Source organism: Shewanella oncorhynchi (genome assembly GCF_012584455.1).
GTDB classification, from domain to species: domain Bacteria; phylum Pseudomonadota; class Gammaproteobacteria; order Enterobacterales; family Shewanellaceae; genus Shewanella; species Shewanella oncorhynchi.
The window spans coordinates 38,492-63,849 of record NZ_JABAEB010000004.1 but is presented as its reverse complement, the minus strand read 5'-3'; the positions used below and the strand labels follow the sequence as shown (position 1 = coordinate 63,849).

Annotated in this window: 22 protein-coding genes; 12 read left to right on the top strand and 10 right to left on the bottom strand. The window is 46.0% G+C overall.

Annotation, left to right across the window (positions count from 1 at the left end; all coding sequences use genetic code 11):
* The first annotated feature begins 96 nt into the window (after positions 1-96).
* The 4 genes from HGO26_RS07045 to HGO26_RS07030 all read left to right on the top strand — a co-directional run bounded on the left by HGO26_RS07045 (position 97) and on the right by HGO26_RS07030 (position 3,420).
* A complete protein-coding gene (locus tag HGO26_RS07045) occupies positions 97-885 on the top strand; it encodes a segregation and condensation protein A (protein WP_105252121.1) in 789 nt (262 codons plus the stop codon).
* Between the two features lie 3 nt (positions 886-888).
* On the top strand, positions 889-1,485 hold the full coding sequence (scpB, locus tag HGO26_RS07040; RefSeq protein WP_011788946.1) for an SMC-Scp complex subunit ScpB: 597 nt from the start codon (positions 889-891) through the stop codon (positions 1,483-1,485).
* Positions 1,478-2,353, top strand: coding sequence for a 23S rRNA pseudouridine(2605) synthase RluB (rluB, locus tag HGO26_RS07035; protein ID WP_028760991.1), 876 nt, complete (start codon positions 1,478-1,480; stop codon positions 2,351-2,353). The genes scpB and rluB overlap by 8 nt, the downstream gene beginning before the upstream one ends.
* Positions 2,354-2,454: 101 nt before the next feature.
* A complete protein-coding gene (locus HGO26_RS07030) occupies positions 2,455-3,420 on the top strand; it encodes an exo-alpha-sialidase (protein ID WP_168824186.1) in 966 nt (321 codons plus the stop codon).
* Positions 3,421-3,566: 146 nt separating this feature from the next.
* Here the strand turns inward: HGO26_RS07030 and HGO26_RS07025 are convergent, their stop codons facing one another.
* A complete protein-coding gene (locus HGO26_RS07025; protein ID WP_168824184.1) occupies positions 3,567-4,304 on the bottom strand; it encodes a YciK family oxidoreductase in 738 nt (245 codons plus the stop codon).
* Positions 4,305-4,566: 262 nt separating this feature from the next.
* On the opposite strand from HGO26_RS07025, the gene HGO26_RS07020 reads away from it, so the two are divergent.
* Together HGO26_RS07020 and sohB are read left to right on the top strand one after the other, a co-directional pair.
* The gene (locus HGO26_RS07020) at positions 4,567-7,050 is read left to right on the top strand and encodes a VolA/Pla-1 family phospholipase (protein WP_168824182.1); all 2,484 of its coding nucleotides are present in this window, start codon (positions 4,567-4,569) and stop codon (positions 7,048-7,050) included.
* 111 nt (positions 7,051-7,161) lie between these two features.
* Complete coding sequence (sohB, locus tag HGO26_RS07015) at positions 7,162-8,178, top strand: protease SohB (protein WP_168824180.1); 1,017 nt, start codon at positions 7,162-7,164, stop codon at positions 8,176-8,178.
* Between the two features lie 87 nt (positions 8,179-8,265).
* Here the strand turns inward: sohB and HGO26_RS07010 are convergent, their stop codons facing one another.
* Together HGO26_RS07010 and HGO26_RS07005 are read right to left on the bottom strand one after the other, a co-directional pair.
* Positions 8,266-9,333, bottom strand: coding sequence for a DUF3083 family protein (locus HGO26_RS07010; RefSeq protein ID WP_028760986.1), 1,068 nt, complete (start codon positions 9,331-9,333; stop codon positions 8,266-8,268).
* A gap of 145 nt (positions 9,334-9,478) precedes the next feature.
* Positions 9,479-10,078 carry an arylesterase gene (locus HGO26_RS07005; RefSeq protein ID WP_168824178.1) on the bottom strand — a complete coding sequence of 200 codons (600 nt, stop codon included), beginning with the start codon at positions 10,076-10,078 and terminating at the stop codon, positions 9,479-9,481.
* A gap of 52 nt (positions 10,079-10,130) precedes the next feature.
* Between HGO26_RS07005 and HGO26_RS07000 the strand changes: the two genes are divergently transcribed.
* The 3 genes from HGO26_RS07000 (at position 10,131) to lepB (ending at position 14,286) form a co-directional block, all read left to right on the top strand.
* On the top strand, positions 10,131-10,859 hold the full coding sequence (locus HGO26_RS07000; protein WP_168824176.1) for an ABC transporter ATP-binding protein: 729 nt from the start codon (positions 10,131-10,133) through the stop codon (positions 10,857-10,859).
* A 2-nt stretch (positions 10,860-10,861) separates the two neighbouring features.
* On the top strand, positions 10,862-13,357 hold the full coding sequence (locus HGO26_RS06995; protein WP_168824174.1) for an ABC transporter permease: 2,496 nt from the start codon (positions 10,862-10,864) through the stop codon (positions 13,355-13,357).
* 266 nt (positions 13,358-13,623) lie between these two features.
* On the top strand, positions 13,624-14,286 hold the full coding sequence (lepB, locus tag HGO26_RS06990; protein ID WP_168824172.1) for a signal peptidase I: 663 nt from the start codon (positions 13,624-13,626) through the stop codon (positions 14,284-14,286).
* A gap of 75 nt (positions 14,287-14,361) precedes the next feature.
* On the opposite strand, the gene gltS is transcribed toward lepB, so the two are convergent.
* The 3 genes from gltS to folX all read right to left on the bottom strand — a co-directional run bounded on the left by gltS (position 14,362) and on the right by folX (position 17,461).
* Positions 14,362-15,585: a sodium/glutamate symporter gene (gltS, locus tag HGO26_RS06985; RefSeq protein WP_168824169.1), complete on the bottom strand. Its 1,224-nt coding sequence runs from the start codon at positions 15,583-15,585 to the stop codon at positions 14,362-14,364.
* A gap of 532 nt (positions 15,586-16,117) precedes the next feature.
* On the bottom strand, positions 16,118-17,011 hold the full coding sequence (locus HGO26_RS06980; protein WP_168824167.1) for a TIGR01777 family oxidoreductase: 894 nt from the start codon (positions 17,009-17,011) through the stop codon (positions 16,118-16,120).
* Between the two features lie 87 nt (positions 17,012-17,098).
* Positions 17,099-17,461 (bottom strand): dihydroneopterin triphosphate 2'-epimerase, encoded by a 363-nt coding sequence (gene folX / locus HGO26_RS06975; RefSeq protein ID WP_006082167.1) that lies wholly within the window; start codon positions 17,459-17,461, stop codon positions 17,099-17,101.
* Positions 17,462-17,558: 97 nt separating this feature from the next.
* Here folX and HGO26_RS06970 point away from each other — a divergent pair, with 97 nt between their 5' ends.
* Together HGO26_RS06970 and HGO26_RS06965 are read left to right on the top strand one after the other, a co-directional pair.
* Entirely contained in the window at positions 17,559-18,668 is a 1,110-nt protein-coding gene (locus HGO26_RS06970) for an AI-2E family transporter (RefSeq protein WP_168824165.1), read from the top strand.
* Between the two features lie 6 nt (positions 18,669-18,674).
* Positions 18,675-19,592 (top strand): class I SAM-dependent methyltransferase, encoded by a 918-nt coding sequence (locus HGO26_RS06965; RefSeq protein ID WP_168824163.1) that lies wholly within the window; start codon positions 18,675-18,677, stop codon positions 19,590-19,592.
* A 102-nt stretch (positions 19,593-19,694) separates the two neighbouring features.
* Here HGO26_RS06965 and HGO26_RS22460 read toward each other — a convergent pair whose 3' ends face one another.
* The 4 genes from HGO26_RS22460 to ackA all read right to left on the bottom strand — a co-directional run bounded on the left by HGO26_RS22460 (position 19,695) and on the right by ackA (position 24,769).
* Entirely contained in the window at positions 19,695-19,823 is a 129-nt protein-coding gene (locus HGO26_RS22460) for a hypothetical protein (protein WP_263206196.1), read from the bottom strand.
* 569 nt (positions 19,824-20,392) lie between these two features.
* Complete coding sequence (locus HGO26_RS06960) at positions 20,393-20,827, bottom strand: hypothetical protein (RefSeq protein WP_028760977.1); 435 nt, start codon at positions 20,825-20,827, stop codon at positions 20,393-20,395.
* Positions 20,828-21,304: 477 nt separating this feature from the next.
* Positions 21,305-23,458: a phosphate acetyltransferase gene (pta, locus tag HGO26_RS06955; RefSeq protein ID WP_028760976.1), complete on the bottom strand. Its 2,154-nt coding sequence runs from the start codon at positions 23,456-23,458 to the stop codon at positions 21,305-21,307.
* Between the two features lie 111 nt (positions 23,459-23,569).
* Complete coding sequence (gene ackA / locus HGO26_RS06950; protein WP_105252134.1) at positions 23,570-24,769, bottom strand: acetate kinase; 1,200 nt, start codon at positions 24,767-24,769, stop codon at positions 23,570-23,572.
* Positions 24,770-24,910: 141 nt separating this feature from the next.
* Between ackA and yfbV the strand changes: the two genes are divergently transcribed.
* On the top strand, positions 24,911-25,354 hold the full coding sequence (yfbV, locus tag HGO26_RS06945; RefSeq protein WP_081729091.1) for a terminus macrodomain insulation protein YfbV: 444 nt from the start codon (positions 24,911-24,913) through the stop codon (positions 25,352-25,354).
* The last annotated feature ends 4 nt before the right edge of the window (positions 25,355-25,358 follow it).

The following is a 25,358-nucleotide window of genomic DNA, read 5'->3' as shown; positions in this document are numbered from 1 at the left end:
ATTTGGCAGTTTTATCGCCGTAGATTTACAGGTATAATCGCGCGTTTGGCGTTAACCTAGGTTGGATAGCGCAGTGTTAACGGAGCAAGATAGCGGATGCAGGGCACGCAACAGAGTTTACCCTTAGCCGTTATTCGTGGTCAGGCAATGACCGAAATGCCGCTGGATTTGTTTATTCCGCCTGAGGCATTGGAAGTGTTCCTCGAGTCCTTTGAAGGGCCATTGGATTTACTTTTATATTTGATCCGTAAGCAAAAATTAGACGTTGTCGATTTACCCATTCAGCAAATCACCGCGCAGTATTTAGAATATATTACGTTGCTGACTCAGGCTCGAATCGAACTTGCTGCCGATTACTTAGTGATGGCGGCAACGCTTGCCGAGATTAAATCCCGTTTGCTGCTGCCGCGTATGGTGGCTGAAGATGAGGTTGAGGAAGATCCTCGGGCGCAATTGATCCGTCAGTTGAAAGCCTATGAAGTGATTAAAGAAGCGTCGCAAAAACTCGATGATTTGCCGCGGCTCGAGCGGGATGTGTTTCAAGCCAAGGCAGTGGCAGCACCTGACATTAAGCCGTTAATGATCCCGCCAGAAGTCTCGTTGTTTGAAATTGCCCGTGCCTTTGGTGATGTACTCAAACGTATCGATGCCTATGAAGATCATCACGTTAAGCGTGAACAGTTATCGACCCGTGAGCGCATGAGCCAGATTTTAGCCATGTTGAACTCGGAAGATTTTACGGCATTTGAACGTTTATTTACCCTAGAAGAAGGCCGTGCCGGCGTGGTTGTCACCTTCTTAGCTTTGATGGAATTAGTCAAAGAATTATTGGTCGAATTGTACCAAACAGAGCCGTTTTCAACTATTTACGTTAAGGCCTATTAATTGATGCAGATAAATCCTACTCAATTAAAACAGCTTATTGAAGCGAGTTTGTTTGTATTGGGGAAACCCTTGTCGGCGAAAATGTTGAAAGACACTGTATTGGTGGATTTCACGGTTTCCAGAGACAAAATAAAAGCTGCATTGGATGAGCTGCAGCAGGATTATCAAGACAGAGGTGTGCAACTTGTGAAAGTCGCTGGGGGTTATCGCTTCCAGACCTTAGAAGTCTTGAGTCCATTTTTGCAGCCTCTGTGGCAAGAAAAGGCGCCTAAATATTCGCGTGCGACATTAGAAACCTTGGCGGTGATTGCTTATCGTCAACCTGTGACTCGCGGCGATATTGAACAGGTGCGCGGTGTGGCTATAAGTAGCCATATCATAAAAAGTTTGTCAGATAGACATTGGATTAAAGTAGTTGGCCATAAAGAAGTACCGGGGCGACCCGCGTTATATGCCACTACCTTAGAATTTTTAGCATATTTTGGCTTAGACACCTTAGCGGATTTACCGCCGCTGTCGGATACTGAGTCATTGCAGGCGGTTTTTTCAGGTTTGAAATCAGCGCCAGAACAGTCAGAAGAGCAAAATACTAATGAGTGAAAAATTGCAGAAAGTCTTGGCCCGTGCAGGCCATGGCTCCCGTCGTGAGATGGAGGCATGGATTGCTGCAGGCCGAGTTAGTATTGATGGTGAAATTGCTAGCCTTGGGGATCGTATTGAAGCTGATGCTAAAGTGCGTATCGATGGCAGAGCCATTTCGTTAAAGTCTGCCGAAGACGTGATTTGCCGTGTGCTGGCATATCATAAACCTGAAGGCGAAATTTGTAGTCGTAAAGATCCTGAAGGCCGTCCAACGGTATTCGATCGCTTACCTAAAGTGCGTGATTCACGCTGGGTAGCGGTTGGTCGTTTAGACATTAACACCTCAGGCTTATTGTTGTTTACGTCAGATGGTGAGTTGGCGAACCGTTTAATGCATCCATCGAACGAAGTCGACCGCGAATACGCAGTGCGTACCTTTGGTGAAATCCCTGAGGCGACAGTGCAACGTTTACGTACTGGCGTCATGTTAGAAGACGGCCCTGCGCAGTTTGATAGCATCAAACCAGCGGGCGGCGAAGGCATGAACCAGTGGTGGCATGTGTGTTTACGCGAAGGTCGCAACCGTGAAGTGCGCCGTTTGTGGGAATCCCAAGAAGTACAGGTGAGCCGTTTGATCCGTATTCGTTATGGTATGGTCGAACTGCCAAAATCACTGCCTCGCGGTGGCTGGGTTGAATTGCCCGTAGAGCAAGTTAACTACTTGCGTAAGCTGGCGGGTCTTGAGCCCGAAACTCGTACTATGCTTGCTGCCGATAAACACAGCGTAGCCCGTGCTCAGGTGAAGAGTGCTAAAATTCGCCGCGCCGTACGTAAGCATAAAGTGACCGGATCGGGAAAACCTAAGCCATCGCGTCAGCGCAGCTAAGTTGTTTTATCCCAATGAAAAAGGCCGCTAAGCGGCCTTTTTGCTTTCTGTTATTTGCAGCTATGTTATAACAAGTCTCAGTTGGATTGAGGAGTGAATGGATGAAGCTAATTTCAGTGAAACGGATTTGGGAACACGCTGCCCATAATGCGTTTACCGATTTAATCACGTTTCAGGGGGCACTGTTTTGCGTTTTCCGTGAAGGGACAGCCCATGTGTCACCCGATGGTGCGCTACGAATTCTACGCTCAGCAGATTTAGGCGACACTTGGCAGAGCGTGGCGCTGATCCGTTCGGATGAGGCGGATTTACGCGATGGCAAACTGATTGAGTATCAAGGGGAATTACTCTTACTCGGCGGCGGGACTTTACACGATAAGTCTGGTTTACAATCACATCTTTGGCGCTCAGCCAATGGGCTAGCGTGGTCGGATGCGTTAAAAGTCGCTGATAAAGGCTATTGGTTATGGCGCTTAACCGAGCATCAAAATGCACTCTATGGCGTGGGTTATCGCGCTGGGCCTGATGGCGATACCCGCTTGTATAAAAGTGATGATGGGGTGAAGTTTGAAACTTGGCTAAAGCTGTTTAATAATCAAGGTTATGTCAACGAAACTGCCATTGTTTTTCATCAAGAAAACGGCTTTTGTCTATTGAGGCGCGATCCCGTATGGGGCCCTGAATTTGTTGGTTTACTCGGTCACAGTCAAATGCCATTCACTGATTGGCAATGGCAAGCACTCGATAAGCGCATTGGTGGGCCAGTGATGTTGATGTATCAATCCCGTTTGTTGGCTGTAGTGCGTTTATATGATGAACAAGTTCGAACGGCTTTAGTTGAAATTTATCCAGATACTGGCGTGGTTCAAGAACTACTGACACTGCCATCGAAGGGCGATACCAGTTATGCGGGCGTTGTGATTGACGGAAATGAGTTGTGGGTAAGTTATTACTCAAGTCATGAGTTAGCTGACTCACAGCTGGATACGCAAAATTCGCTCGATGAATTAAACAGAGTCGCCAAAGCTAAAACGATGATTTATTTTGCAAAAATTCAGTTAAGCTAAGATTGGCGGTGCGCTATCTTTGTCGTACTTAATGTCATCGACAAGTTCTGGGTTTCATTTTGAGAATATCTAAAATAATAAAGAGCCATAAATAGGCCCTTTAATATTGCCGAATCATACCGGCAGAAACTCAATAAGCGATTCGATTACTGTGCGTTAAACTGCTGTCCGTTGACGGCACTAGAATCTTGACCCATCAAATATAGATAGGTCGGCATGATCTCTTCAGCGGTTTTGAGATCCAGTGGATTCTCTGCAGGGTAGGCTTTAGCGCGCATCTCAGTGCGGGTAGCCCCTGGATTGATGCTGTTAACTCGAACTGAGGTGCCATCGCATTCATGGGCGAGAACTTGCATCATGCCTTCGGTGGCAAACTTAGAGAAAGCATAAGGTCCCCAATAGGCGCGGCCTTGACGCCCCACACTGCTCGACGTAAAGATAATCGATGCACTGGGTGCTTGGCGCATCACAGGTAGTAATGCTTTAGTTAGCATGACTTGGGCCGTGACGTTCACTTTGAGCACGTCTTCGAGTGATGGAATATCTATGTGTTCAAACGGGCCTAAGGCACCGAGCAAGCTAGCGTTATGCAATAAGCCGTCTAAATGATCGAATTGCTCGGCTATGGTATCGGCCATATCGCGATAATTTTGTTCCGTTGCGCCTTTAAGATCCAATGGCACTATGGCAGGTTTGGGATAACCGGCTTGTTCTATTACGTCGTAAACTGCTTCCAATTTTTTCACTGTTTTACCAAGTAAAATCACAGTGGCGCCGTGTTTTGCAAACTCAATGGCGGCGGTACGACCTATGCCAGCACCTGCGCCTGTGACTAAAATCGTCTTGCCCTTGAGTAAATCTTTTGTTGCTTGATATTCCAACATGAGTCTCTTTTTCCTCTTGGCGAGAATGCCCGCCACTTCTAGAGTCGCCGAAGTGATAAACGCATGTTTCAAACAAATGAATGAAACTTTGTTATCAATAGCTAAAATCTTTGTGACAAACTTGTGGCTAACTCAATATTTTTACGTTAACTTGAAATGAGTTAGGGGCTAACATAAGCCCTATTGGTCACAGATCTAAAAGCTATTGTGACTAATTTCTTGGGGAAAACAAAACTATTACAACAAGATTTGGGGAAAAAAGATGAAAAGACTCATTTTGGGTGTTGCGATTGCATCTGCACTGGGCCTCACAGGATGTGGTGAGGACAGTTTTAATGAACTCAAGGATAAGACAGAAGTGCTCATCCCTGAATCGCACATGGTGTTCGACCCTGCTAATTCAAAAGTTCCATTACCGAATGATTTGCTGTTCAGTGGCACCAAAGATGGCACATTATCAATTCCGGGTGAAAGCTCGGGCAATTATGTTGATCCACAAATAGCGCTTGGGGCGTTAGATGGGTGGTCGACAACATCACCGATTTCTATTGATATCGATTTGGCGAAAAAACATGACGGTACACCGCTGACCTTAATGGCTGCATCGGTTGCACAACCGGGTGCTGTCAGAATGTTTGAAGCCACAGTAGGCGGCGCATTATCGTCTGATCCCGAATGTAAGGCTAAACCGTCAGTATCAGCCTGTAAAGTGGGCGCTGAGTTGCAGTTTGGCGTTGACTTTATATCAACCGCTTCGGGCAAAAAAGTGGTAATAATTCCGCTTAAGCCACTCAAAGCTGGGCAATCTTATATTTATGCGACAACGAATCTTATTCAAGATTCTGAAGGTCGTGGTATCGCTCCTTCAACGACCTATGGTTTGTTGAAGCTGGATATCAATACGTTACCTTTAGAAACGCCAGACCAATTGATGCTGCAAACCTTAGTGAATAGTTATGAGAAAGGGATTGCTGCGGCCCATAAGGTCGATCCTTTAACCATCAGTTACTCTGGCTTATTTACAACTCAGTCTGTTGCTAACGTCTATGAAACCACCAAATTGCTGATGGCGAAGGGTGCTCCCTATGCACCAAGCTTTGCCCAGATGCCAACACCGACTGGATTGACTGTGGCTCAAGTGGCGGGCTTAACACCAGCTGCTGGAGCTGCCTATGTTGCCGCAAACTTAGCTGATGTGTATACGGCAAAAATTAAACTGCCTATTTACGGTGATTGTTCTTCAGTTGGTTGTTTATCCGCTGAAGGTAAACCATTAATTAATGGTCATTGGAAAGCCCAAGGTGATAGCCCTGTATCTGTGCTACTTGCACTGCAAGCGGGCACACTCAGCCAGAATAATTTTGGTATGCAAGCGGTGGCTAATGGTATTGCTAACCCTGCTGATGCTTTAGCTAATCCCTCGTTAATGGCGGGTAAAACATGGGTTTTAGACGATGGCACGGCAGTTGATAAAACCAAACATCTGACTAAATTCAATCCTATTCCAGCAATCAAAGGGTATGAAACAGTATCCGTACTGATTTCTATGCCCAATGCAACGAAATTGGCCGCTTTTTATCAACAGCAAGGTCGTGAGTTTATTCCTCCTACATCTGGTTGGCCAACAACAATTGCCCTTCACGGTTTAGGTGGCGGTAAAGAAATGTCATTGGCCTATGCTGGCACGTATGCGGCAATGGGGGTTGCGACTGTTGCTATTGATATGCCACTTCACGGTGCGCGTTCATTCGATGCTAACGGTGATGGGATTTATGAAGTCTCTGCGACAGATCCTGCCTTCGGTGCAGTTGTTGGTAAACCGGACGCCTTTAAAAATGGTAACCCGTTGGTGTTTGTGAATATTTCTAGCACTTTGTCGGTGCGAGATAATTTCCGTCAAGCGACGATGGACCATTTAGGGGTGCGTCTTGCTCTTACGGGCTTAGCACAGGGCTTAGCACAAGCAGGTCAGCCGCAAGTATTTGATGTGACTAAAATCAGTGCTCAAGGTCTGAGTTTAGGCGCCATTGTGGGCACCGATTTTGCGACCTATGCCAGCACAGGTATGAAGAATCCAGCAACCGGCGATGCCTTGCCAAATGCTTATGTTATCAATGCTGTATCCTTAGTTGCGCCAGCAGGTGGATTAGCAGGATCATTCGCAGGTTCTGCAACCTTTGGCCCAGTACTGTTTAGTAATATTACGGCATCTGCAACTTTCCAAGCACAGGTCGATGCGGCTAATACAGCAGGTTATGAGCCTGGTAGCCCTGAATATGCGGCACTGGTGCAGGCGGTATACGCACAGTTTATTCCGACGTTTGCCTTTGCGGTTCAAACAGCGGTAGATTCTGCAGATCCTGTTAACCATGCTGCTATGTTAAAAGCGACTGGCTTACCTGTGCACTTAATTGAAGTGGCGGGTGATGGTAACGGTAACTTAGCAGATCAAGTGCTGCCTAATCGCGTCGATAACTTCCCATTATCGGGCACTGAGCCACTGATCGCTGCCATCGGGCTACCTTGTGCCGATAGCACGAGCAAAGGTCATGGCGTTGTGCGCTTCGCTAAAGGTCACCACAGTTCGATTGTTGATCCTAAAGAAAAGGAATCAACGGATGGTATGGCCGCGGCTGCCACGGTTGAAATGCAGACTCAAGTGGCAACCTATGCAGCTACTGCAGGTAAGGGCGATGCGACGATTTTAGTGACAAACAGTGAGGTCATTGCGACTTGTCCTAACTAATCTTGCCTTAATCGGAAAAACCCAGCCTTTGCTGGGTTTTTTTATGGGCCTTTAGGCTGTTAGAATAGCGCGCAATTGACTGAATGATGTAACGCCCTAACGGAGAACACTTTGGAATTTTTATACGAGTATGGAATGTTTTTGGCGAAAGCCGTCACAATAGTGGTCGCAATCGTTGCCGTTATTATTGTGGTGTTGGCTTCCACTGTAAAACACAAGTCAGATAAGGGCGAGCTGAGGATCACTAACTTGTCTGAAGAGCTAGAAGAACTTAAGCATGGCTTAAAAGAAGAACTTCTGTCAAAGAAACAATTCAAAGCCTATGAAAAGCAATTAAAAGCTGACGAAAAGGCAAAAGACAAGGCCGCAGATGAAGCCTGCACGGGCAAAGTGTTCGTGATTGATTTTAAGGGCAGTATCGATGCCGCTGAGGTTGCATCACTGCGTGAAGAAATCAGTGCAATTATTGCTATCGCAGAAAAAGGCGATGAAGTGGTTGTCAATGTAGAGAGTGGCGGTGGTATGGTGCATGGTTATGGTTTAGCCTCCAGCCAGTTAGATCGCTTACGCCAAGCTGATATTCCATTGACTGTCTGTGTTGATAAAGTCGCCGCCAGTGGTGGCTATATGATGGCCTGTGTAGCGAATAAAATTTATGCAGCACCTTTTGCCATTGTCGGTTCTATTGGTGTTGTTGCTCAACTGCCTAACTTTAATCGCCTGCTGAAAAAGCATGAAATTGATTATGAGCAACATACGGCTGGTAATTTTAAGCGCACCTTGACAGTATTTGGTGAAAACTCCGATGAGGGAAGACAGAAGTTTCAAGAAGAACTCGAAGAAACCCACGTCTTATTTAAAGCGTTTGTTGGTAAGTATCGCCCTGAGTTGGATTTACTGAAAGTCGCCACTGGCGAGCATTGGTACGGTCAGCAAGCCATTGAATTAGGTTTAGTTGATGCGATTTCGACCAGCGATGATGTGATAATGTCACTTGCCACAGAGCGTACTGTGTACAAGATACGTTATCAGGTGAGAAAGAAACTTGCCGATAAAATTGCCCACGGTGCTTCTTTGTCTGTGAACGCTATTTTCAATCGCCTCATAGAAAAAAATCGTCCTATGTAATTCTGTCTATTGGTGAATAAAAGTAAAAACGCCTGCATTTGCAGGCGTTTTCATTTGCTGAGCTTTCGCGGCTAATACCGAAGTGGGTTAGATTTGATAGCTGATATGTTGATGGAAACGTACGATGAGATCTTCACGCTCCGGATCGACACCTATGTCGGCTGCGAAGGCCTTCAGAGCTGTTTCAACATTGTTCATAAAGCGACCGAAACCCGAATCGTCACAGTCCTTAGTACCTGCCACTATGGTAAAGTGCGCGGCTTCGACTAAGTTATCGGCATCCCAGCGACGGATAACTTGTTGCTCAGTCGCATTAGGATCGAACCCTATCATTTGTACTTCGGCTTTGCTGTCGAGCTTTTCAAACTTACTGTTACGCACAAGTGGTGTTAAGCCGTTCGCTATCATAGCAAGGCGTGTCAGTTGTCTATTAGCTGCCGCTTTGAGGAAGCAGTCTTCAAGATGCTGATATAAAGGCGTAAAGTCAGTGGCTGAGTCAGGTAATAAACCCTGTTTGAGTTTGCGACTCAGCGGCAAGCTCACCGTTACATAGGTAAGAGAGCTAACGTTTTCTGGTAACTCACATTTTCTGGCTTTATATCTTGGGCCGATGGCGCGCAGTTTATAACCATAGGTTTCTTTATAGCCCTTAGCTTTTGCGAACAGATCATAGGATAAATGCTGATGGTCGCGGACCTTAACCTTAAGATCGCTTATTGGCATTAAGGGCATTAATTCAGTGAGCAACTCACGTACCTTGATATGGAAACTGGCGGAATTACTGCGAATATCGTCACCTGTGGCGAGAAACACAATGCGCAGTTTACGGGCGCGATAGTTTTCTTGCGAGAATAAGTTTTGGGCTTCGTGGTAGGCTGGGTTATAAAAAAATAGAATTTGTTCAGTGGTTTGGAAGCAATACGCTTCGGTATGGTAACGCACTACTGGCAGTTTATCGTTAGTGATCACGTGAACATTACGGAGATCGTGTTGTTCTGCCAAATTAAATATCAAACGGCTTAACGTTTGATAACAGCTTTGATAATCGGGATATTGATTGAGTAGCTCATCCGTCACCTTGATTTCGGCTGTGATGTATTGATTGGTACGGGCTTCCTTGGGTATGTACACTTTTTGCTGATGGCTAAGGGACATATTGACTCCTTGTTTGAGTTAACCATTTGCTAACACGAATTTTACTGTTTATCTATAGGGTGAATCTTGCGTTAGAACACGTTTTTATCCGTTGAACATGAGTTTAGCTAAGTAAGCGGTTCGTTAGCTTAAAATAGCAGCTATTTTATTGGGTTAACGCATTTTCTATCCATGGTTGCATCCAAGCCGCAATCTGAGCTTGCGCCTTTTCGTTGGGATGAATGCCATCCCTTTGCATTAATTCTGGATGGGGCGCGATATCCTGCATAAAGAAGGGGATCAACACTATATCCTGGGTTTTAGATATGTCTTGATACACTTGGGTGAACTTTTGGGTATAGCGAGGGCCATAGTTAGGCGGTACCATGATCTCGGTCAGCAGCACTTTTGCGCCGCTATCTTTGGCTAGGGTAATGATTTGGATTAGATTATTTTCGAGTTGCGTTGGGGGGAATCCACGTAAACCATCATTACCTCCTAGCTCAACGACCACAAGATCGGGAGCAACAGAATCGAGCAAGGCGGGTAATCGGCGTAGGCCACCCGCTGTGGTTTCGCCGCTCATTGAGCCATTGGTAAACTGATGTTCGGGCAGATTTTTTTGCAGTAGTGCTACCCAGCCTGACTGTTCTGCCATGCCGTAGCTAGCGCCTAAGCTATCGCCGAGGATCAGTATCTTTGCCGCGTGAGCGGGCGTGACCATGAGTACACTCAGTAGGATGAATGCCCCTAGGGTCTTCGCCATTGATTTTAATCTTAGCGATTGATACCAGAACGATTTATATAAGAAGGATCCTATGTCTAACGTCATCTTAAAAAACAGTGCCATTAATGTTGTTAACCTCGAAAAATCAGTGATTACTCAGGAAGGAATGCTCACTATCCTCAAGGGCATTAACTTAGATGTCAAGCAAGGTGAGAGTGTGGCCATTCTCGGCCCATCAGGTTCAGGCAAATCCACCTTATTGGGATTGCTTGCGGCGCTTGATACGCCTACGTCGGGGGAGATTTGGCTTGATGGTGTGGCATTATCACCACTGAATGAAGAGCAAAAAGCGGCACTGCGTAAACAGAAGGTCAGCTTTATTTTTCAATCCTTTATGTTAGTTGATACCTTAACTGCGCTCGAGAACGTCATGTTACCCGCCGAGCTTGCGGGCGTGAGTAATGCCAAGGAAAAAGCGCAGGCCATGTTGGTGCGTGTTGGTTTATCCCATCGCTTGACCCATTTACCCAAACAGCTTTCGGGTGGTGAACAGCAAAGGGTGGCGATTGCCCGCGCTTTTATTTGTGAGCCTACAGTTTTGTTTGCCGATGAACCAACTGGCAATTTAGACAGCGTCAACGGCCATAAGATTGCCGATATGTTGTTTGAGCTTAATCAAGAAAGCCATACAACCTTAGTCCTTGTTACCCATGATCTGCTGCTGGCCAAGCGGTGTGAGCGTCAACTGGTGATGGATAACGGCCATTTACAGGAAGATATCACTCAAACAGAACTGCTAGCTGATGTTAAGGAGGCTTAATAATGGAGTTAAGTCTGGCATGGCGCCTGTTTAAACGCGAGTTACAGCAAGGACAATTGTTATTGATTATCCTCGCTATTACGCTCGCGGTTTTGTCTGTGAGTGGCTTAGCGCGGGTGAGTGAACGTCTGCAAGTGGCAATTAGTGGTCAAGCGTCACAGTTTATTGCTGCTGACCGTATTATCGATTCACCTGTTAAAATTGATGCGGCGATTTTATCCAAAGCCGAAGCGCTTGGGCTTAAGCATGTGACTAACATGCAATTTAATTCCATGGTCTATTCGGGAGATAAGTTTCAGTTAGTCACAGTACGCGCCGTAGAGTCGGGTTACCCGCTTAAGGGCGATATTGAACTCACCAGCGGTAAAACCAAGGCGTTACCTCAAGCGGGCGAAATCTGGTTTGAGACTCGCTTAGGCGGACTTTTGGGTTATCCCAAATCCATCGAACTAGGTAACAGTGAATTTGTGCTCAGCAATGAGATCAGCCGCTTACCCGACGCAGGTTTTAATCCTTTTGCTTCATCGCCTGTGGTATTGATGCGGATGGAGGATGTCGCCAAAACAGGTGTTATTCAACCGGGCAGTCGCGTGACTTATCTGTATCAATTTGCCGGAGATGAAGCCTCGCTTACGGCCTTTGAACAAAGTGTTAAACTGCTTTTGAATAGTACCCAGCGTTGGGTCGATGTGCAATCCGGTGACTCGCCGATTGCGGGAGCCGTTAAGCGAGCGGAGCGCTTCTTACTGCTGGCAAGTTTGATGGGCATTGCATTGGCCTGCGCGGCGATAGGTATTGCCGCCCAGCGTTATTGTCAGCGCCATTACGATGTGGTGGCCATGCTGAAAACCTTTGGCGCCTCGGCAAAGCAAATTCGCCTGTTGTTTGGTACTCATTTATTGTTGGTAACGCTACTGGGAATTGGTCTAGGTCTTATTGGGGGAGGGTTACTCGATTTTGGGATCAGTTATCTATTGCCACCCGAAATTGCGGCCTATTCACCGCCACTCACACGACCATTATTACTCGGCATCAGCACAGGGCTCATCAGCGCCTTTATGTTTTCGGCTTATCCATTGATGCGTTTACTGGCTATTCCGCCACTGCGGGTGTTGCAGCGCCAGTTAGAAGGCTTACAGCTTGGTATGTGGCTGCATTTGCTACTGAGTCTAGGGGCTATGGCGCTATTGGGCTATTTGTATTCCCAAAGTTGGACTTTGACTCTGACTGTGGTCGCGGCTGTGCTATTGCTGGCTGTGCTATTAAGTCTGCTTGGATTTGTGATGATACGAGCAGGACACAGTGTTGGTATGAAGACTACCAATCCTTTGCAATTAGCGCTGGCGGGGCTAAGGCGTCGTGCGCGGCAAAATGCGGTGCAATTGGTTGGCTTTAGCGCTGCACTGGTACTGTTATTGACGATTTTGGCGTTAAGACAAGATTTACTTAACGAATGGCAAAAACAGTTGCCCGAAAATGCGCCTAATTATTTCCTTGTCAATATTGCGCCTGATGATGCAAAGCCCTTGAATGATTTCATGACGGCGAAGGGGATAGTGGCGACAGATATTTATCCGGTGATCCGTGGCCGATTAACTCAAATTAACGGTGAAGCGCTGATTTCGAATGAACAGTCAGAAGCGGGTGAAAAGGGAAGAGTGGGCATTTCGCGCGAGTTAAACCTAACGTGGCGCAATACACTGCCTGCTAACAACGAACTGTTAGAGGGGCATTTTAATCAAGCCGCTGATGAAGTGTCGGTGGAGTCCGGCGTGGCGGAGCGTCTAGGTATTGGTCTTGGCGATAAGCTGACTTACGTGATTGATAATCAAGAGCTCACAGTTAAAGTTGCCAGTATTCGTGCCGTACACTGGGAAACGCTGCAACCGAACTTCTTTATGATTTTCACTCAAGAAGCGCTCGCGCCTTTTGCTTATACCTCGATGGCGAGTTTTTATCTGAATGATCAGGCGACTAACGATAAGACTATGAATGCTGATGGTACGCCTAAGGATGCAGTGATCCTTGCGCTTATTCAGCAATTTCCGACGATATCTATCATAGATGTTGGCGCTATGGTGGGGCAGTTACGGCAGATAATTGAGCAAGTGTCGCTGTCCTTGTCTTTAGTGCTGGCCTTAGTGTTATTAGCCAGTGCCTTAGTCTTGATTGCACAGACTGAGGCTGGCATGGCAACTCGGCAACGTGAACTGGCGGTGTTACGTACCTTTGGTGCTTCAGGATGGTTATTGCGCAGTGCAACGGGTTTAGAGTTCGCCTTACTTGGCGGTATTGCGGGTGTGTTAGCCGTAATTGTGGCCGAATTTGCATTATATCTACTTAAAACTCAAGTATTTGAGCTTAATGTATACATGCACTGGCCTTGGTGGGGTATTGCCCCTGTTTCTGGAGCCTTAATCGTCGCCTTACTAGGGGGTTGGCGTTGTCGACAATTGCTCAGCCAATCTTGCTCTGAGCTATTAAAGGCTGGGAGCTAGGGCGGTTTGTGAACTCTGTTGATGGGCTAAAACATAAAGCTTATTAAGACAACAAGCTGAGCCAACATTAAAAGCACTGATGCGACATAAGCTCAGTGCTTTTTTGTTATGGGGTTGATTCTGCTGCACTTGAATTGAATATGCTTTTTACATCGGCTTACAAATTGATCTGTGCTTAAGCAGGTAGCAACAGAACTTAGTGCAACGCAATGGGTCTATCTAACTGAGAACAGCGACTAGCTTATATATGCCATAGAGGGAATATTATGTTCAAAGGAGTAACAAAACTGCTTAAGGATAATCGCTCCTTTTTTCTGTTTATCAGTTTAATGCTAGTGTTCAGGAGCGCGGTGGCCGATTGGAATACTGTGCCATCGGGTTCTATGCTGCCGACTATCGTCGAGGGCGATCGCATTCTTGTTAATAAGATGGCTTATGATCTTAGGGTGCCATTTACGCATATCGCATTAGTTAAACTGGCAGATCCTGCTCGCGGCGATATCGTGGTATTTGACTCGAAAAAGGCCGATAAAAAACTGATTAAGCGGGTAATCGCTGTGCCAGGCGATACTGTGATGATGCAGGATAATCGCTTGTATTTAAACGGTGAACTGCTTAGCTACACATCCCAAGCATTGAGTGCTTATGCTCCCGCTGATGTGACAGAAATGCAGGAAAATTTACTCGGTATGGTCCACAGTATTCGCCTTAACCCTGTACCCTCAAGGCTTGCCAATTTTGGACCTGTCACAGTGCCGGATGCGCATTATTTAGCACTGGGTGATAATCGTGATAACAGCGCAGACTCTCGGGTTATTGGCTTCGTGCCCCGTGATGAGATTGTTGGCCGTTCAAGTTCAGTCGTTTTCTCCCTTGATTATGATGATTATTACCTGCCTCGGCCTGAACGCTTAATGCGTGAATTCTAGTCTTAACTATTTTGAACCATGAAATAGGGCGCCAAAGTCGGCGCCCTATTTTTTAAGTGATTGAGTTATAAACAACTACTTCATAAAGCTCAGATAGCCCTGTAAGACAATTAAGTTAACTATGTCGATAAAGAAGGCTCCGACGATAGGTACTACCATAAAGGCTTGGGGTGATGGCCCTGTGCGTGAGACGAGCGCGCCCATATTCATTACTGCTGTTGGGGTTGCACCCATACCAAAGCCGCAGTGGCCACCAGTGATCACCGCAGCATCGTAATTACTGCCCATGACTTTGAACGTCACGAAATAGGCAAAAATGGCCAACACTGCGGTTTGTACCAGTAAAATCACCAGTAGCGGGATCGCTAAATCAAAAATTTCCCATAACTTTAAAGTCATTAAGGCCATTGAGAGGAAGAGAGACAGCGCGACAGTCCCTATCACATCGATGCTTTCGGTATGGGGTTTGTAACCGCGGGTGAGTTCTGTGAGATTAGCGATGAGCACGCCAAGAAAAAGAGCATATACAAAGTCGGGCATCTTTAGCCATGCAATACCCGATTGGCTGATCCACAGCGTGAGCCATTTTGATCCTGCAACACACAACAACAGCACAAACAGAGTTTCTAATATGGTTTTGGCGGTGACTTGGTCTTCTTCTAAGTGATCATAAGTGACTAAATGTGGATGTTCACTGTGATGCTTGCGGCCAACCCCATAGCGAGAAACAAGATTATGCTTACCGATTAATCGCTGCGCGACGGGGCCACCGATGATCCCACCCATGATCAAACCAAAGGTTGCCGCAGCCATAGCAAACTCTAAGGTGTTGATACCGTAGCGCTCAGCAAAGGTTTGTGACCAAGCAACGCCGGTACCATGCCCGCCCGACAGGGTAATTGATCCTGCGATAAGTCCCATGATGGGATCGAGCCCCAATAGACTGGCTAAACTGACGCCGACGGCATTTTGAATCACAATATACACTGAGGCCACACCTAAAAAGATGAAGACTTTTTTACCACCGCTGAGCAATAGTTTGTAGTTTGCCGAGAGGCCGATTGTGCTAAAAAACATCAGCATTAAGGTATTTTGCAGTGATAGGCTGAAGTCGAGACTGATATTTTGAAAGTGAAGAAATGTGACTCCCGCGGCGACAACAAGGCCACCCACTATGGGTTCGGGGATATTATATTGCCTGAAAACACGTACATGGCGATTGATAGAGTGGCCGATAAACAGCACGAAAATGGCAATTAAAAATGATTCTAGCTCGCCAATCATATAGGTCATGTGCATGAAAATTCCTTACAAACTGTCTTAGTGCGGGCGTTTCATTGGGCACAATGTCCAATGAGAAGTAACCCATCTTGTTATTAAGTACCTGCTAATGCTGGATGTTAAGCGCTTGATGTCGAGGACAGATCAGTGTCAATCCGATAAAAAATTTAAAGGACGAGTAGGCGCGAGTGTGTATCGTTTTATGGTCTACAGACCAAGAACAGCAGATTAAATAGCCTGTTCCTGAGCATAAATAACTGTCTATTTATGAGGTGTTGCTGAGTCTATCTGTGGTCAAGGCTGAGGCGATTAATGCGTGCCTCCTATGACCGAATGAAGGCGAGTTTAGCAGAAAATGGACGGATTGTCGCTAAATCATAATATAAATCATGATGTTACATTCTTGTTTTTCTAGTGTTGCTAAAATAATGGCAAGATTGACGTTACAATATACCTGGCTGTTGAGCGGATTTGAGTACTAAGATCCGCCTGCATTAGCGACTGATTTTATCAGCATATTTAAGCTGAGTTTAGGCTCTAGCGTGCTAGCCTATTTGGCTAACACGTTTGTTAAGGCGTTATCAAGATCACTGAATTGAAACTGAAAACCCGCTTCGAGGGCACGTTTGGGGTAAACAAATTGCCCTTCCGTCAGCAGCTCCGACATTTCGCCCATCGCTAAGCGTAATGCAAGCGGTGGGGTCGTGATTAACGCTGGGCGATTAAGTGCTTTTCCGAGCGCTTTGGTAAACACAGCGTTACTCACTGGATTGGGTGCAGTGGCATTAAATATGCCTTTACAGTGTTGTTGAGTGAGTAAAAAATCAATAAGGGAAATGAGATCCTGCACATGGATCCAGCTCATACCTTGGCGTCCATGGCCAATTGGGCCACCGAGTCCGAGTTTAAATGGCGGTAACATTTTCTCTAAGGCACCACCTTTGCCTAGCACGATACCAATACGGATAATACAGACGCGTGTGTGCTCTGAGGTTGCATTTAGCGCCTCTTGTTCCCATTTTCGACAGATGTCATGGCTAAACTCAACATGGGCGCCACTAGACTCATCGAGTAATTTATCATCGTGCCGCCCGTAATAACCTACTGCCGAACCACTCACCATGATCTGAGGAGGAGTGCTACTCTGTTGTATTAACTGAGTTAATCTTGCCGTAATATTCCAGCGACTATCACAAATGCGCTGCTTCTGGTTTTTACTCCAACGTTTAGCGACTATGGGTTCACCCGCAAGATTTACAATGGCATCAATGTGATTTAAGTCGCTTAGCGCATCGAGACTCTCGAGGTAATGGTGCTGATTACCGAGCACTTTTTGTGTTTGTTGCACTGAGCGAGTTAATAACGTCAGTTGATGATATGGCGCCAGTCGTTCAACTAATTGGCGACCAATAAAGCCGCTTGCGCCGGTGATCAGTATATTCATGGAACCTCTCTTAATTGGTTAAGCTCTGCGGATATATACCAAAATGCGGTGTGCAACGATCACTTAGTCGGAGTATTTTTAGCCAGATTATTTTTGATAACATAACTCCATCGAGACTGAATCGGCAAAGCGTAGTGCATGGGGTTTGTCGATTTCGACACTGGCAAATTCAACCCAAGGATGCTCACTGGCGATGGCCAGCGTTTGGCTGGTGAGATTTTCGAGTAATGAGAAACGGTTATTCTCAATCAGTTCAATGATCTTTTTGGTAATTGTGCGGTAATTGAGCGCATCCTCGACATTGTCACTGTTGCGGGCACGTTCGGCACAATAATGGATCACGACATTAATGATCACGTCTTGGCGATTTTGGATTTCATCTTCTTTAATGCCAATAAAAGTACGAAGTCTTAAGTTTTTAATGCGTATAATCGCGGTTTCTGGTTTCATAATGACAAATGGCTATCTTAAGCTAAAGTTTCTGAGGTTAAGTGGTTCAAGGGTTAGCCTAACAATTTTATCTAAGATCAAGAAGGATTTTTAATAAATGACTCGACCTAATGCGCCCTCTGCTGCTTATCGTGGCTTTGCGGTTATGGCCTTTGTAGTGATTATTTTGGCAGGGATTAAGGCGGCGAGCCCGATTGTGGTGCCGTTTGTGCTGTCCAGTTTTCTTGCGGTGATTTGTAATCCTGCAATCGGTTTGATGACAAAGTTCCGTGTGCCTAAATGGCTGGCAGTGATCCTCTTGATGGTTTTTATTGTGTTGATGGGCCTATGGTTAGCCTCAGTCGTCGGCAGTTCTGTCAATGAGTTTTCTAAACAATTGCCCCAATATCGCGATCAGCTGGTGGAGCAGTTTTCGTGGATTATCCATAAATTACAGGCATTAAATATTCAGATTTCGAAGGATCAGGTATTAGCCTATTTTGACCCTGGTATGGCCTTGTCTATGACCACGAATATGCTATCGGGTGTCGGCAATGTGATGGCGAATTTATTTCTGATCATCCTCACTATCGTCTTTATGCTGTTTGAAGCTCAGTCGCTGCCAAAGAAATTGCATCTCGCATTGGACGATCCCGATATGCGCTTAAAGCAGATTGACCGCTTTTTACAATCTGTGAATCAGTACATGGTGATCAAGACCTTAGTGAGTTTGGCTACTGGGATCATCGTCGGTGTTGGGTTGACCTTCATCGGCGTGGATTACGCCATGTTATGGGCGGTGATTGCTTTCCTGTTTAATTACATTCCCAATATTGGTTCTATCATTGCCGCCATTCCTGCGGTGTTGTTGGCCTTTATTCAGCTTGGCCCTGCGGCTGCGGGGGGGACTGCACTTTTGTACGTGGGTGCCAACATGGTGATGGGCAATATCATTGAGCCTAAATTTATGGGGCGCGGTCTGGGGTTATCGACCTTAGTGGTGTTTTTATCATTAATTTTCTGGGGCTGGTTATTAGGTTCTGTGGGCATGTTGCTGTCAGTGCCATTGACTATGGTGGTTAAAATTGCCCTCGAATCGAGTAAGAGTGGTAATTGGTTAGCCATTTTATTATCGGACGATATTGAAGATAAGTTCTTGGCCAGTAACACGGAAAATTCAATTCCCAATGGCGATGAAGCCAATACAAGTGCAACTGAGAGTAAGTAGTAGAAGATGCAAAGTTTTATACAAGCGCTAGCGACAATTGAGTTAGGTGATGATGCGGTGCGGTTATTCCACGGCCGCGGTGGGCATTACGTGGGTTGTGAGCACCTATGTTTAGATTGGTTTGCACCCGTACTATTGCTGACCAGCTTTACTCCCTTGGAGGATACGGATTTAACCCTCTGCCAACAGGCGATTGCAGCGCGCTGGCAAGCTATTCGGCCAGATAGCCAATTGAATTTAGTCTACCAATACCGTAGTGCGGGGGAGATGTTTACCCAATTATTGCAAGGTGAAGTGCCTGAGCCGCATATCGTTAGCGAAAATGGCGCACGGTTTCAGGTGCACCTAATGCGCGGACAAAACCACGGACTCTTCCTCGATATGGCCAATGGCCGCGAGTGGGTGAGAGCAAACGCCCGTTATAAAAAGGTGCTTAATTTGTTCGCTTATACCTGTGGTTTCTCGGTCGCCGCATTACAAGGGGGCGCCGATGAAGTTGTGAATATGGACATGAGCAAAGGCGCATTAGGCATAGGTAAGCAGAATCATTTGCTTAATGGCTTTAGCGCGGGAGCCCGTTTTTTAGGCCATGATATTTTTAAATCTTGGGGCAAACTGAAAAAGCTCGGTCCCTACGACATTGTTGTTGCCGATCCACCGAGCAATCAAAAGGGCAGTTTTGTCGCGACTAAGGATTATGTGCGTTTAATTAGGCGTTTACCTGAGTTGCTTGCCGAGAATGGCGAAGTATTACTGTGTCTAAATGCACCTGAACTCGATACCACTTTCCTGCGTCAACAGGTAGCGGAAGCTGCACCTGCACTCGAATACATAGAGCGCTTAGCCAATCCGCTAGCCTTTATGGATGTGTCGGAAGAGAAGTCACTTAAGGTGCTTCGCTACCGCTTATCGACTCAAGCCTAGGCCTGATTTAGCTTAACTGGCCAGTATTAACTGGCCTTTTTTGTCGGCTTAGGTTGGGTGTTTAGCTTTCGACACTGTCGCTTATTACACAGCACTTATTCTTCAGTAGCTTAATCGCTCAGATAGCTGCGATCGCCCATAGGTTTCAATCACTTTACTGACTTGATGTTGGTCTAAGTGTTTGAGGATAGAAATTTCACCATAAAGCCTGCCCTGAACATCTAATGGCATTCCCTAGATTCATTTTATGTAAGCGATTTCTGTTAATCGCTTTTGTGTATAAAGCGAATGATGAAATGGCGTCAGCATGGCCTCAATATCCTCGTAGAAAGTGAAAGTCTTTCATGTCGAATCACTGATTGTGAGCTATTTAAATGATAACCAGCCTTAAACACTATGCTTGATGATACAAAACTGAAAGTTTTCTGTAATTGTGGCTTTTGCTTTGTTATACTCCAGCCCACGGAATGTATCCCTTTCCTCATAGGCAAAATGTCAGCATAGAATGGCAAGCCTCTGCGACCTTACCCAATCAAGCAGGAGTTGTTATGGAAGTTCATGAATACGAAAATGCTTATTATCAAGTGAAAGACGATGTACTAACGTCTTTACCTGCTGAAAGCGAAGAAGAAGTGATCCAAGCTTAATCGATAGTGATTAAACTGACGGTACTTATGAGTCGGAAATAACAGAACAAGCACAAAAAAATAGCAACCCTAAGGTTGCTATTTTTTTGGCTGAAAGTAAGCAGAATGATTGTATGACAAGGTATGCGCGGTGAAAGCAGGCAAGAAAGGGGGTTAACCGTTAACTTTGCGCTTTTCAGGCAGAAGTTCGACGATAATCCATTGGCTCCCAATTTTGTGTAGGCGTATGGTCCTGTCATCAATCCATGGTTGACCACCTTTAAGACCTTTCATTTTGACCACAACAATGACGTCTTTGGTAAATTTGCGGAAGAAGTCGATATCGATATCATCAATTTCCATTTCAACATTGGTCATAGATAGGCCGAGCATATTACGCTGTACGGCTGCGGCAATGTGGTAATGGGTGAGCACTTGTTTAATGGGATCGTCGACGTATTGCTTGGCTTGTTCAACATTACGATCAACATAAATCGCTTGAAAAAAGCCTAAGCTCACTTCTTCCGGTGATAACTGGCGCTGCTCTTGCGTTGAGGGATCGCCACAACCGAAGAGAAACAGGAGGGAGAAAAAAAATAGAGTTCGCATAAGTTTTAGTTATTGGAATTTGTTCCGAGTATCGCGATTTTAGCTGTAATGTACAAGTCTTGTCGTGATTCGCTGTCTATTGTGAAAAGCATTGACTCAAACCTCATGTGTGTGGCATATAGTTAGGAGTCATATAAAAAGGTTATCCACAGAAACTGTGGAAAACTATGTTGAAGACTTCAGTGATACTTTGTAAGTCACTGATATTGTCTTGCTTTATTTGCTGGTTAAAAAGTGACGCTTTTCTGCTTTCCATTATGTTCCACTTCTACTTGTGGATATTTTTCGCAATTTGCCGAGCTTATTCACACTGCATAATTCGATATTTCTCGTTTTTTCTTCATCTTTTGTAATTTCGACTTATCCATTAAGCGATTCTTGTGATCAACGGTATGGTTTACGCTAAATTTGAGCATAAAAAAGCACCGGTAATAACCAGTGCTTTTTTGTGCGTAACGCTATGCAGATTTAATGCTGTTAGCCTTTAGCTGCGTCGTTTTGTGCGGCTTGAATTGCCGTTAGTGCGATAGTGTAGACGATGTCATCGACTAACGCGCCGCGAGACAAGTCGTTCACAGGTTTGCGCATACCTTGCAGCATAGGACCAATACTGATCAGATCGGCGCTTCGCTGTACGGCCTTGTAAGTCGTGTTGCCTGTATTAAGGTCTGGGAACACGAAAACGGTAGCTTGACCAGCGACAGGGCTATTAGGTGCCTTAGAGCGTGCAACGTTTGGCATGACTGCCGCATCGTATTGCAATGGACCATCAATAATCAGATCTGGGCGTTTTTCTTTGGCAATACGGGTTGCTTCACGCACTTTATCCACATCAGAACCTGTACCTGAGTTGCCAGTTGAGTAGCTGATCATTGCCACTCTTGGCTCGATACCGAAGGCTTTTGCTGATTCCGCCGATTGGATGGCGATATCTGCTAACTGCTCAGCATTGGGATCTGGGTTAATCGCACAGTCACCGTAAACAAGCACTTGATCTGGCATCAGCATAAAGAAGATGGATGAAACTAAGCTTGAGCCCGGTGCCGTTTTGATCAATTGCAGTGGTGGGCGAATGGTATTGGCTGTAGTGTTAACCGCACCAGAAACGATACCGTCGACTTCGTTTTGCGCCAGCATCATAGTGCCGAGCACCATGTTGTCTTCTAACTGTTCACGGGCAACGACTTCAGTTAAGCCTTTGCTGCGACGCAGTTCCAACATAGGTTCTACGTAACGGTCGCGCACCTCTTCTGGATCGATAATGATCACGCCTTCGCCAAGCACCACATCTTGCTGTGCTGCGATACGCAGGATTTCATCTTTTTTACCTAAAAGTACACAGCGAGCGATACCGCGTTCGGCACAAATGGCCGCCGCTTTAATGGTACGCGGCTCATCACCTTCTGGCAGCACCACAGTCTTGTGGGCGGCACGCGCCAATTCCGTGAGTTTGTAACGGAAAGCCGGTGGTGACAGGCGATGCTCACGGGGTGAGTTTTTAGTCACGCTTTCAATCCACGTTTGGTCGATGTGGCTGGCCACATAATCCTGCACCAGATCGATACGAACCGCGTCATCGACGGGTACTTCATGGTCGAAACGTTGAATGTTGAGCGAGGTTTGCCAAGTGTTACTGTCTATTAAGAACACAGGTAAACCGGTTTCAAAGGCCTGTTCACACAGCTTAAGAATTTCTGGCTCCGGCTCGTAGCTACCAGTTAATAACAGGGCACCAATTTTTACGCCGTTCATGGCCGCAAGACAGGCTGATACGATCACATCTGAGCGATCGCCTGAGGTTACAAGCAAGGAGTCAGTCTTAATATGAGTGACCATATTCGGAATACTGCGGGCACAAAACGTTACTTTACGCAGACGACGAGTATGCATTTCACCAGCATTCAGAATGCGTGCACTTAAATGTTTCGCTAAATCCGACGCACGAGGAGCGACAAGATCAAGGTTGTAGGGCACGCTGCCTAAGATACGCAGTGGGCTTTTACCCGGCAGTTGGAACATGCTGGCCGCATCTGAGCGTTGAACACCTTGGTGATCAAAGACTTCAGATAAGTCAGGGCGCGCGCGACCTTCGTCGTCAACGGGTGCTCCAATCTTGTTAATTACGGCGCCAATTAAGCGTTTATTCTTTTTCCCGCCCCAAGAGTTATAGGCGATTTCGAGGCGATTCATTAGCCCTGTAGCCGTATCACTGCCTGGTGTGGCAATAAAAATCACGTCGGCATCCATGGCTTTAGCAATGGCATAGTTCACATCATCGGCGAAGGGATGATTACGCGTTGGCACTAAACCTTCGACAATTAAGGTCTCTGTGTTGCTAGCGCAATCTGCCGCACGGGCGATGATTTGCTCCATTAAGACGTCGATTTGGTCGGCGCGAATTAAGGCTTCGGCATGGGCCATGTCGAAGGGCTCTAAGGGATTTACTGTTGGCGATTTGCTCAGAATAGTGGTCGAGCGTTCTGGGCCATTATCGTTTGGACGAAGCTGAGAAATAGGCTTAAAGAACTGAACCTTAACCCCGTGGCGCTCCAGTGCGCGCACCATCCCAAGGCTTAAGGAAGTCAGGCCGACTCCTGTACCTATGGGGATTAACATAATATTACGAGACATAAAAACCTCTAGTTTCGATGGTTTTTGGCAGAATAGTTTCTGCAAATTTACTTGTGAGTACGGCTACGTAAGGTATAAAGCCGTTTGGGTGAGCAAACGGCTTCGGCCTTTTTATTTGTTGATAAGTTTAATGGAATCTTCGGCGATAACCCATTCTTCGTTCGTTGGGATCACCATGGCAATCGTGCCTTTATCTTGGGTGATGATACCTTTCTTACCGAAACGCGCCGCTTTGTTGCGCTCACTATCGACATGGAAATTGAAGATTTCCAACATGTTGAGCACTTTTTCACGGATTAAATCTGAGTTTTCGCCAATACCGCCGGTGAAGACGACTGCATCTAAACGGCCCAGTGGCACAGTGTAAGAGGCGATGTACTTGGCTAAGCGGTAGCAGAAGATTTCTAAGGCTAAGGTCGCGCCTTTATGGCCCTCGGCGTAACCTTCTTCGATGCCACGGCAATCGTTGGTCAGCTCGGAAATACCCAGCAGACCACTTTGCTTGTTCATCAGGTTATTCACTTCTTCTAAGGTGTAACCCAGTTGATGGACTAAGTGATAGATGATTGAAGGGTCAATATCGCCACAACGCGTGCCCATGACCAAACCTTCTAATGGGGTTAAGCCCATAGAAGTGTCGACACTTTTGCCGCCTTTGATGGCCGTGACTGACGCGCCATTGCCTAAATGAGCACAGATAACATTCGTTTCTTCGATGGGCTTGTTGAGCATTTTTGCCGCTTCACGGCTAACGAATAAATGACTCGTGCCATGCATGCCATAACGACGAATACCGTGTTCACGGTATAACTTGTAAGGCAGGGCGTAGACATAAGCTCTGTCTGGCATGCTTTGGTGGAAAGCGGTATCAAATACAGCAACCTGTGGCAATTTAGGGAAAGAGGCCATTGCCGCGCGGATGCCGATAAGGTGAGCAGGATTGTGCAGTGGGGCTAATGAAGCACAGTCTTCGATACCTTTGATTACGCTCTCATCGATGATCACTGAGCGAGTGAATTTCTCACCACCGTGAACGATACGATGGCCAACGGCTTGAATTTTTGCTGCTAATTCAGGTTGTTCCGCAAGAATTTTATTAACAATGTATTCAACTGCTTCACGGTGAGCCGTAAATGCACCTAAGGCTGCTTCATGTTTTTCGCCGTTGATTTTCCATTTAATGCGAGAGTCTTCTAAACCAAAACATTCGGCTAAGCCAGAAATTTGGTCGTCACCTGTTTGCGCGTCAATGACGGCAAATTTGAGAGAAGAGCTACCGCAATTGAGAACTAAAACCAGTTTATTTGACATGTGTAAACCCTTTGCCATTGTGTTTAATATAACGATTCAAAATAATGAGGAACTGCGGTGTTTTTACCATATCAGTCTTGGGGCGATTCGCCAGATTGTGCTATGGTAAGAGCAGTATTCCATTGTAGTTGGTGTCTAAGATTGAGCATTAAGATCCTCAAAACCTTAGGTGATGGTCATCAGTATATGAAGACTTGGCCTATGGTTAGACAACTGGGTTTTTATTTTCCTGAGTATCGGGTCGTCCGAGCAACTCAGCTTGCCATACTGGTGATGCCAGTGCTGGCGATTTTTGTGAGCATGAGCCAGCTGTATATTCACGGTTGGGCATTTCTGCCCCAAGCTGTCACTCTCGGTTTATTTTTTATCAGCTTACCGTTACAGGGGCTGCTGTGGTTAGGCTGGCGAGCCCGCCATCCATTACCGTTAACGCTGTTCGACTGGATTAACCAGTTGAGTGCGAAGTTGTCGTCCATGGGTATCAATTGCCACACCTTAGGCGCTAAAGCCTGTTACCTCGATATGGCACTGATTTTAAAAATAGCCTTTGAGCGTTTAGATGCCAGTTATTGGGAAGAACTTTAGGCCG

Coding starts and splice junctions, on each gene's coding strand:
- scpB (WP_011788946.1), top strand. CDS start 889: ATGCAGATAAATCCTACTCAATTAAAACAGCTTATTGAAGCGAGTTTG.
- HGO26_RS07005 (WP_168824178.1), bottom strand. CDS start 10,078: ATGGCGAAGACCCTAGGGGCATTCATCCTACTGAGTGTACTCATGGTC.
- rluB (WP_028760991.1), top strand. CDS start 1,478: ATGAGTGAAAAATTGCAGAAAGTCTTGGCCCGTGCAGGCCATGGCTCC.
- ackA (WP_105252134.1), bottom strand. CDS start 24,769: ATGTCAAATAAACTGGTTTTAGTTCTCAATTGCGGTAGCTCTTCTCTC.
- HGO26_RS06965 (WP_168824163.1), top strand. CDS start 18,675: ATGCAAAGTTTTATACAAGCGCTAGCGACAATTGAGTTAGGTGATGAT.
- HGO26_RS07045 (WP_105252121.1), top strand. CDS start 97: ATGCAGGGCACGCAACAGAGTTTACCCTTAGCCGTTATTCGTGGTCAG.
- HGO26_RS06980 (WP_168824167.1), bottom strand. CDS start 17,011: ATGAATATACTGATCACCGGCGCAAGCGGCTTTATTGGTCGCCAATTA.
- HGO26_RS07000 (WP_168824176.1), top strand. CDS start 10,131: ATGTCTAACGTCATCTTAAAAAACAGTGCCATTAATGTTGTTAACCTC.
- lepB (WP_168824172.1), top strand. CDS start 13,624: ATGTTCAAAGGAGTAACAAAACTGCTTAAGGATAATCGCTCCTTTTTT.
- HGO26_RS22460 (WP_263206196.1), bottom strand. CDS start 19,823: ATGCCATTAGATGTTCAGGGCAGGCTTTATGGTGAAATTTCTATCCTC.
- HGO26_RS07030 (WP_168824186.1), top strand. CDS start 2,455: ATGAAGCTAATTTCAGTGAAACGGATTTGGGAACACGCTGCCCATAAT.
- gltS (WP_168824169.1), bottom strand. CDS start 15,585: ATGCACATGACCTATATGATTGGCGAGCTAGAATCATTTTTAATTGCC.
- pta (WP_028760976.1), bottom strand. CDS start 23,458: ATGTCTCGTAATATTATGTTAATCCCCATAGGTACAGGAGTCGGCCTG.
- folX (WP_006082167.1), bottom strand. CDS start 17,461: ATGAAACCAGAAACCGCGATTATACGCATTAAAAACTTAAGACTTCGT.
- HGO26_RS07025 (WP_168824184.1), bottom strand. CDS start 4,304: ATGTTGGAATATCAAGCAACAAAAGATTTACTCAAGGGCAAGACGATT.
- HGO26_RS07020 (WP_168824182.1), top strand. CDS start 4,567: ATGAAAAGACTCATTTTGGGTGTTGCGATTGCATCTGCACTGGGCCTC.
- HGO26_RS06995 (WP_168824174.1), top strand. CDS start 10,862: ATGGAGTTAAGTCTGGCATGGCGCCTGTTTAAACGCGAGTTACAGCAA.
- HGO26_RS06970 (WP_168824165.1), top strand. CDS start 17,559: ATGACTCGACCTAATGCGCCCTCTGCTGCTTATCGTGGCTTTGCGGTT.
- HGO26_RS07010 (WP_028760986.1), bottom strand. CDS start 9,333: ATGTCCCTTAGCCATCAGCAAAAAGTGTACATACCCAAGGAAGCCCGT.
- HGO26_RS06960 (WP_028760977.1), bottom strand. CDS start 20,827: ATGCGAACTCTATTTTTTTTCTCCCTCCTGTTTCTCTTCGGTTGTGGC.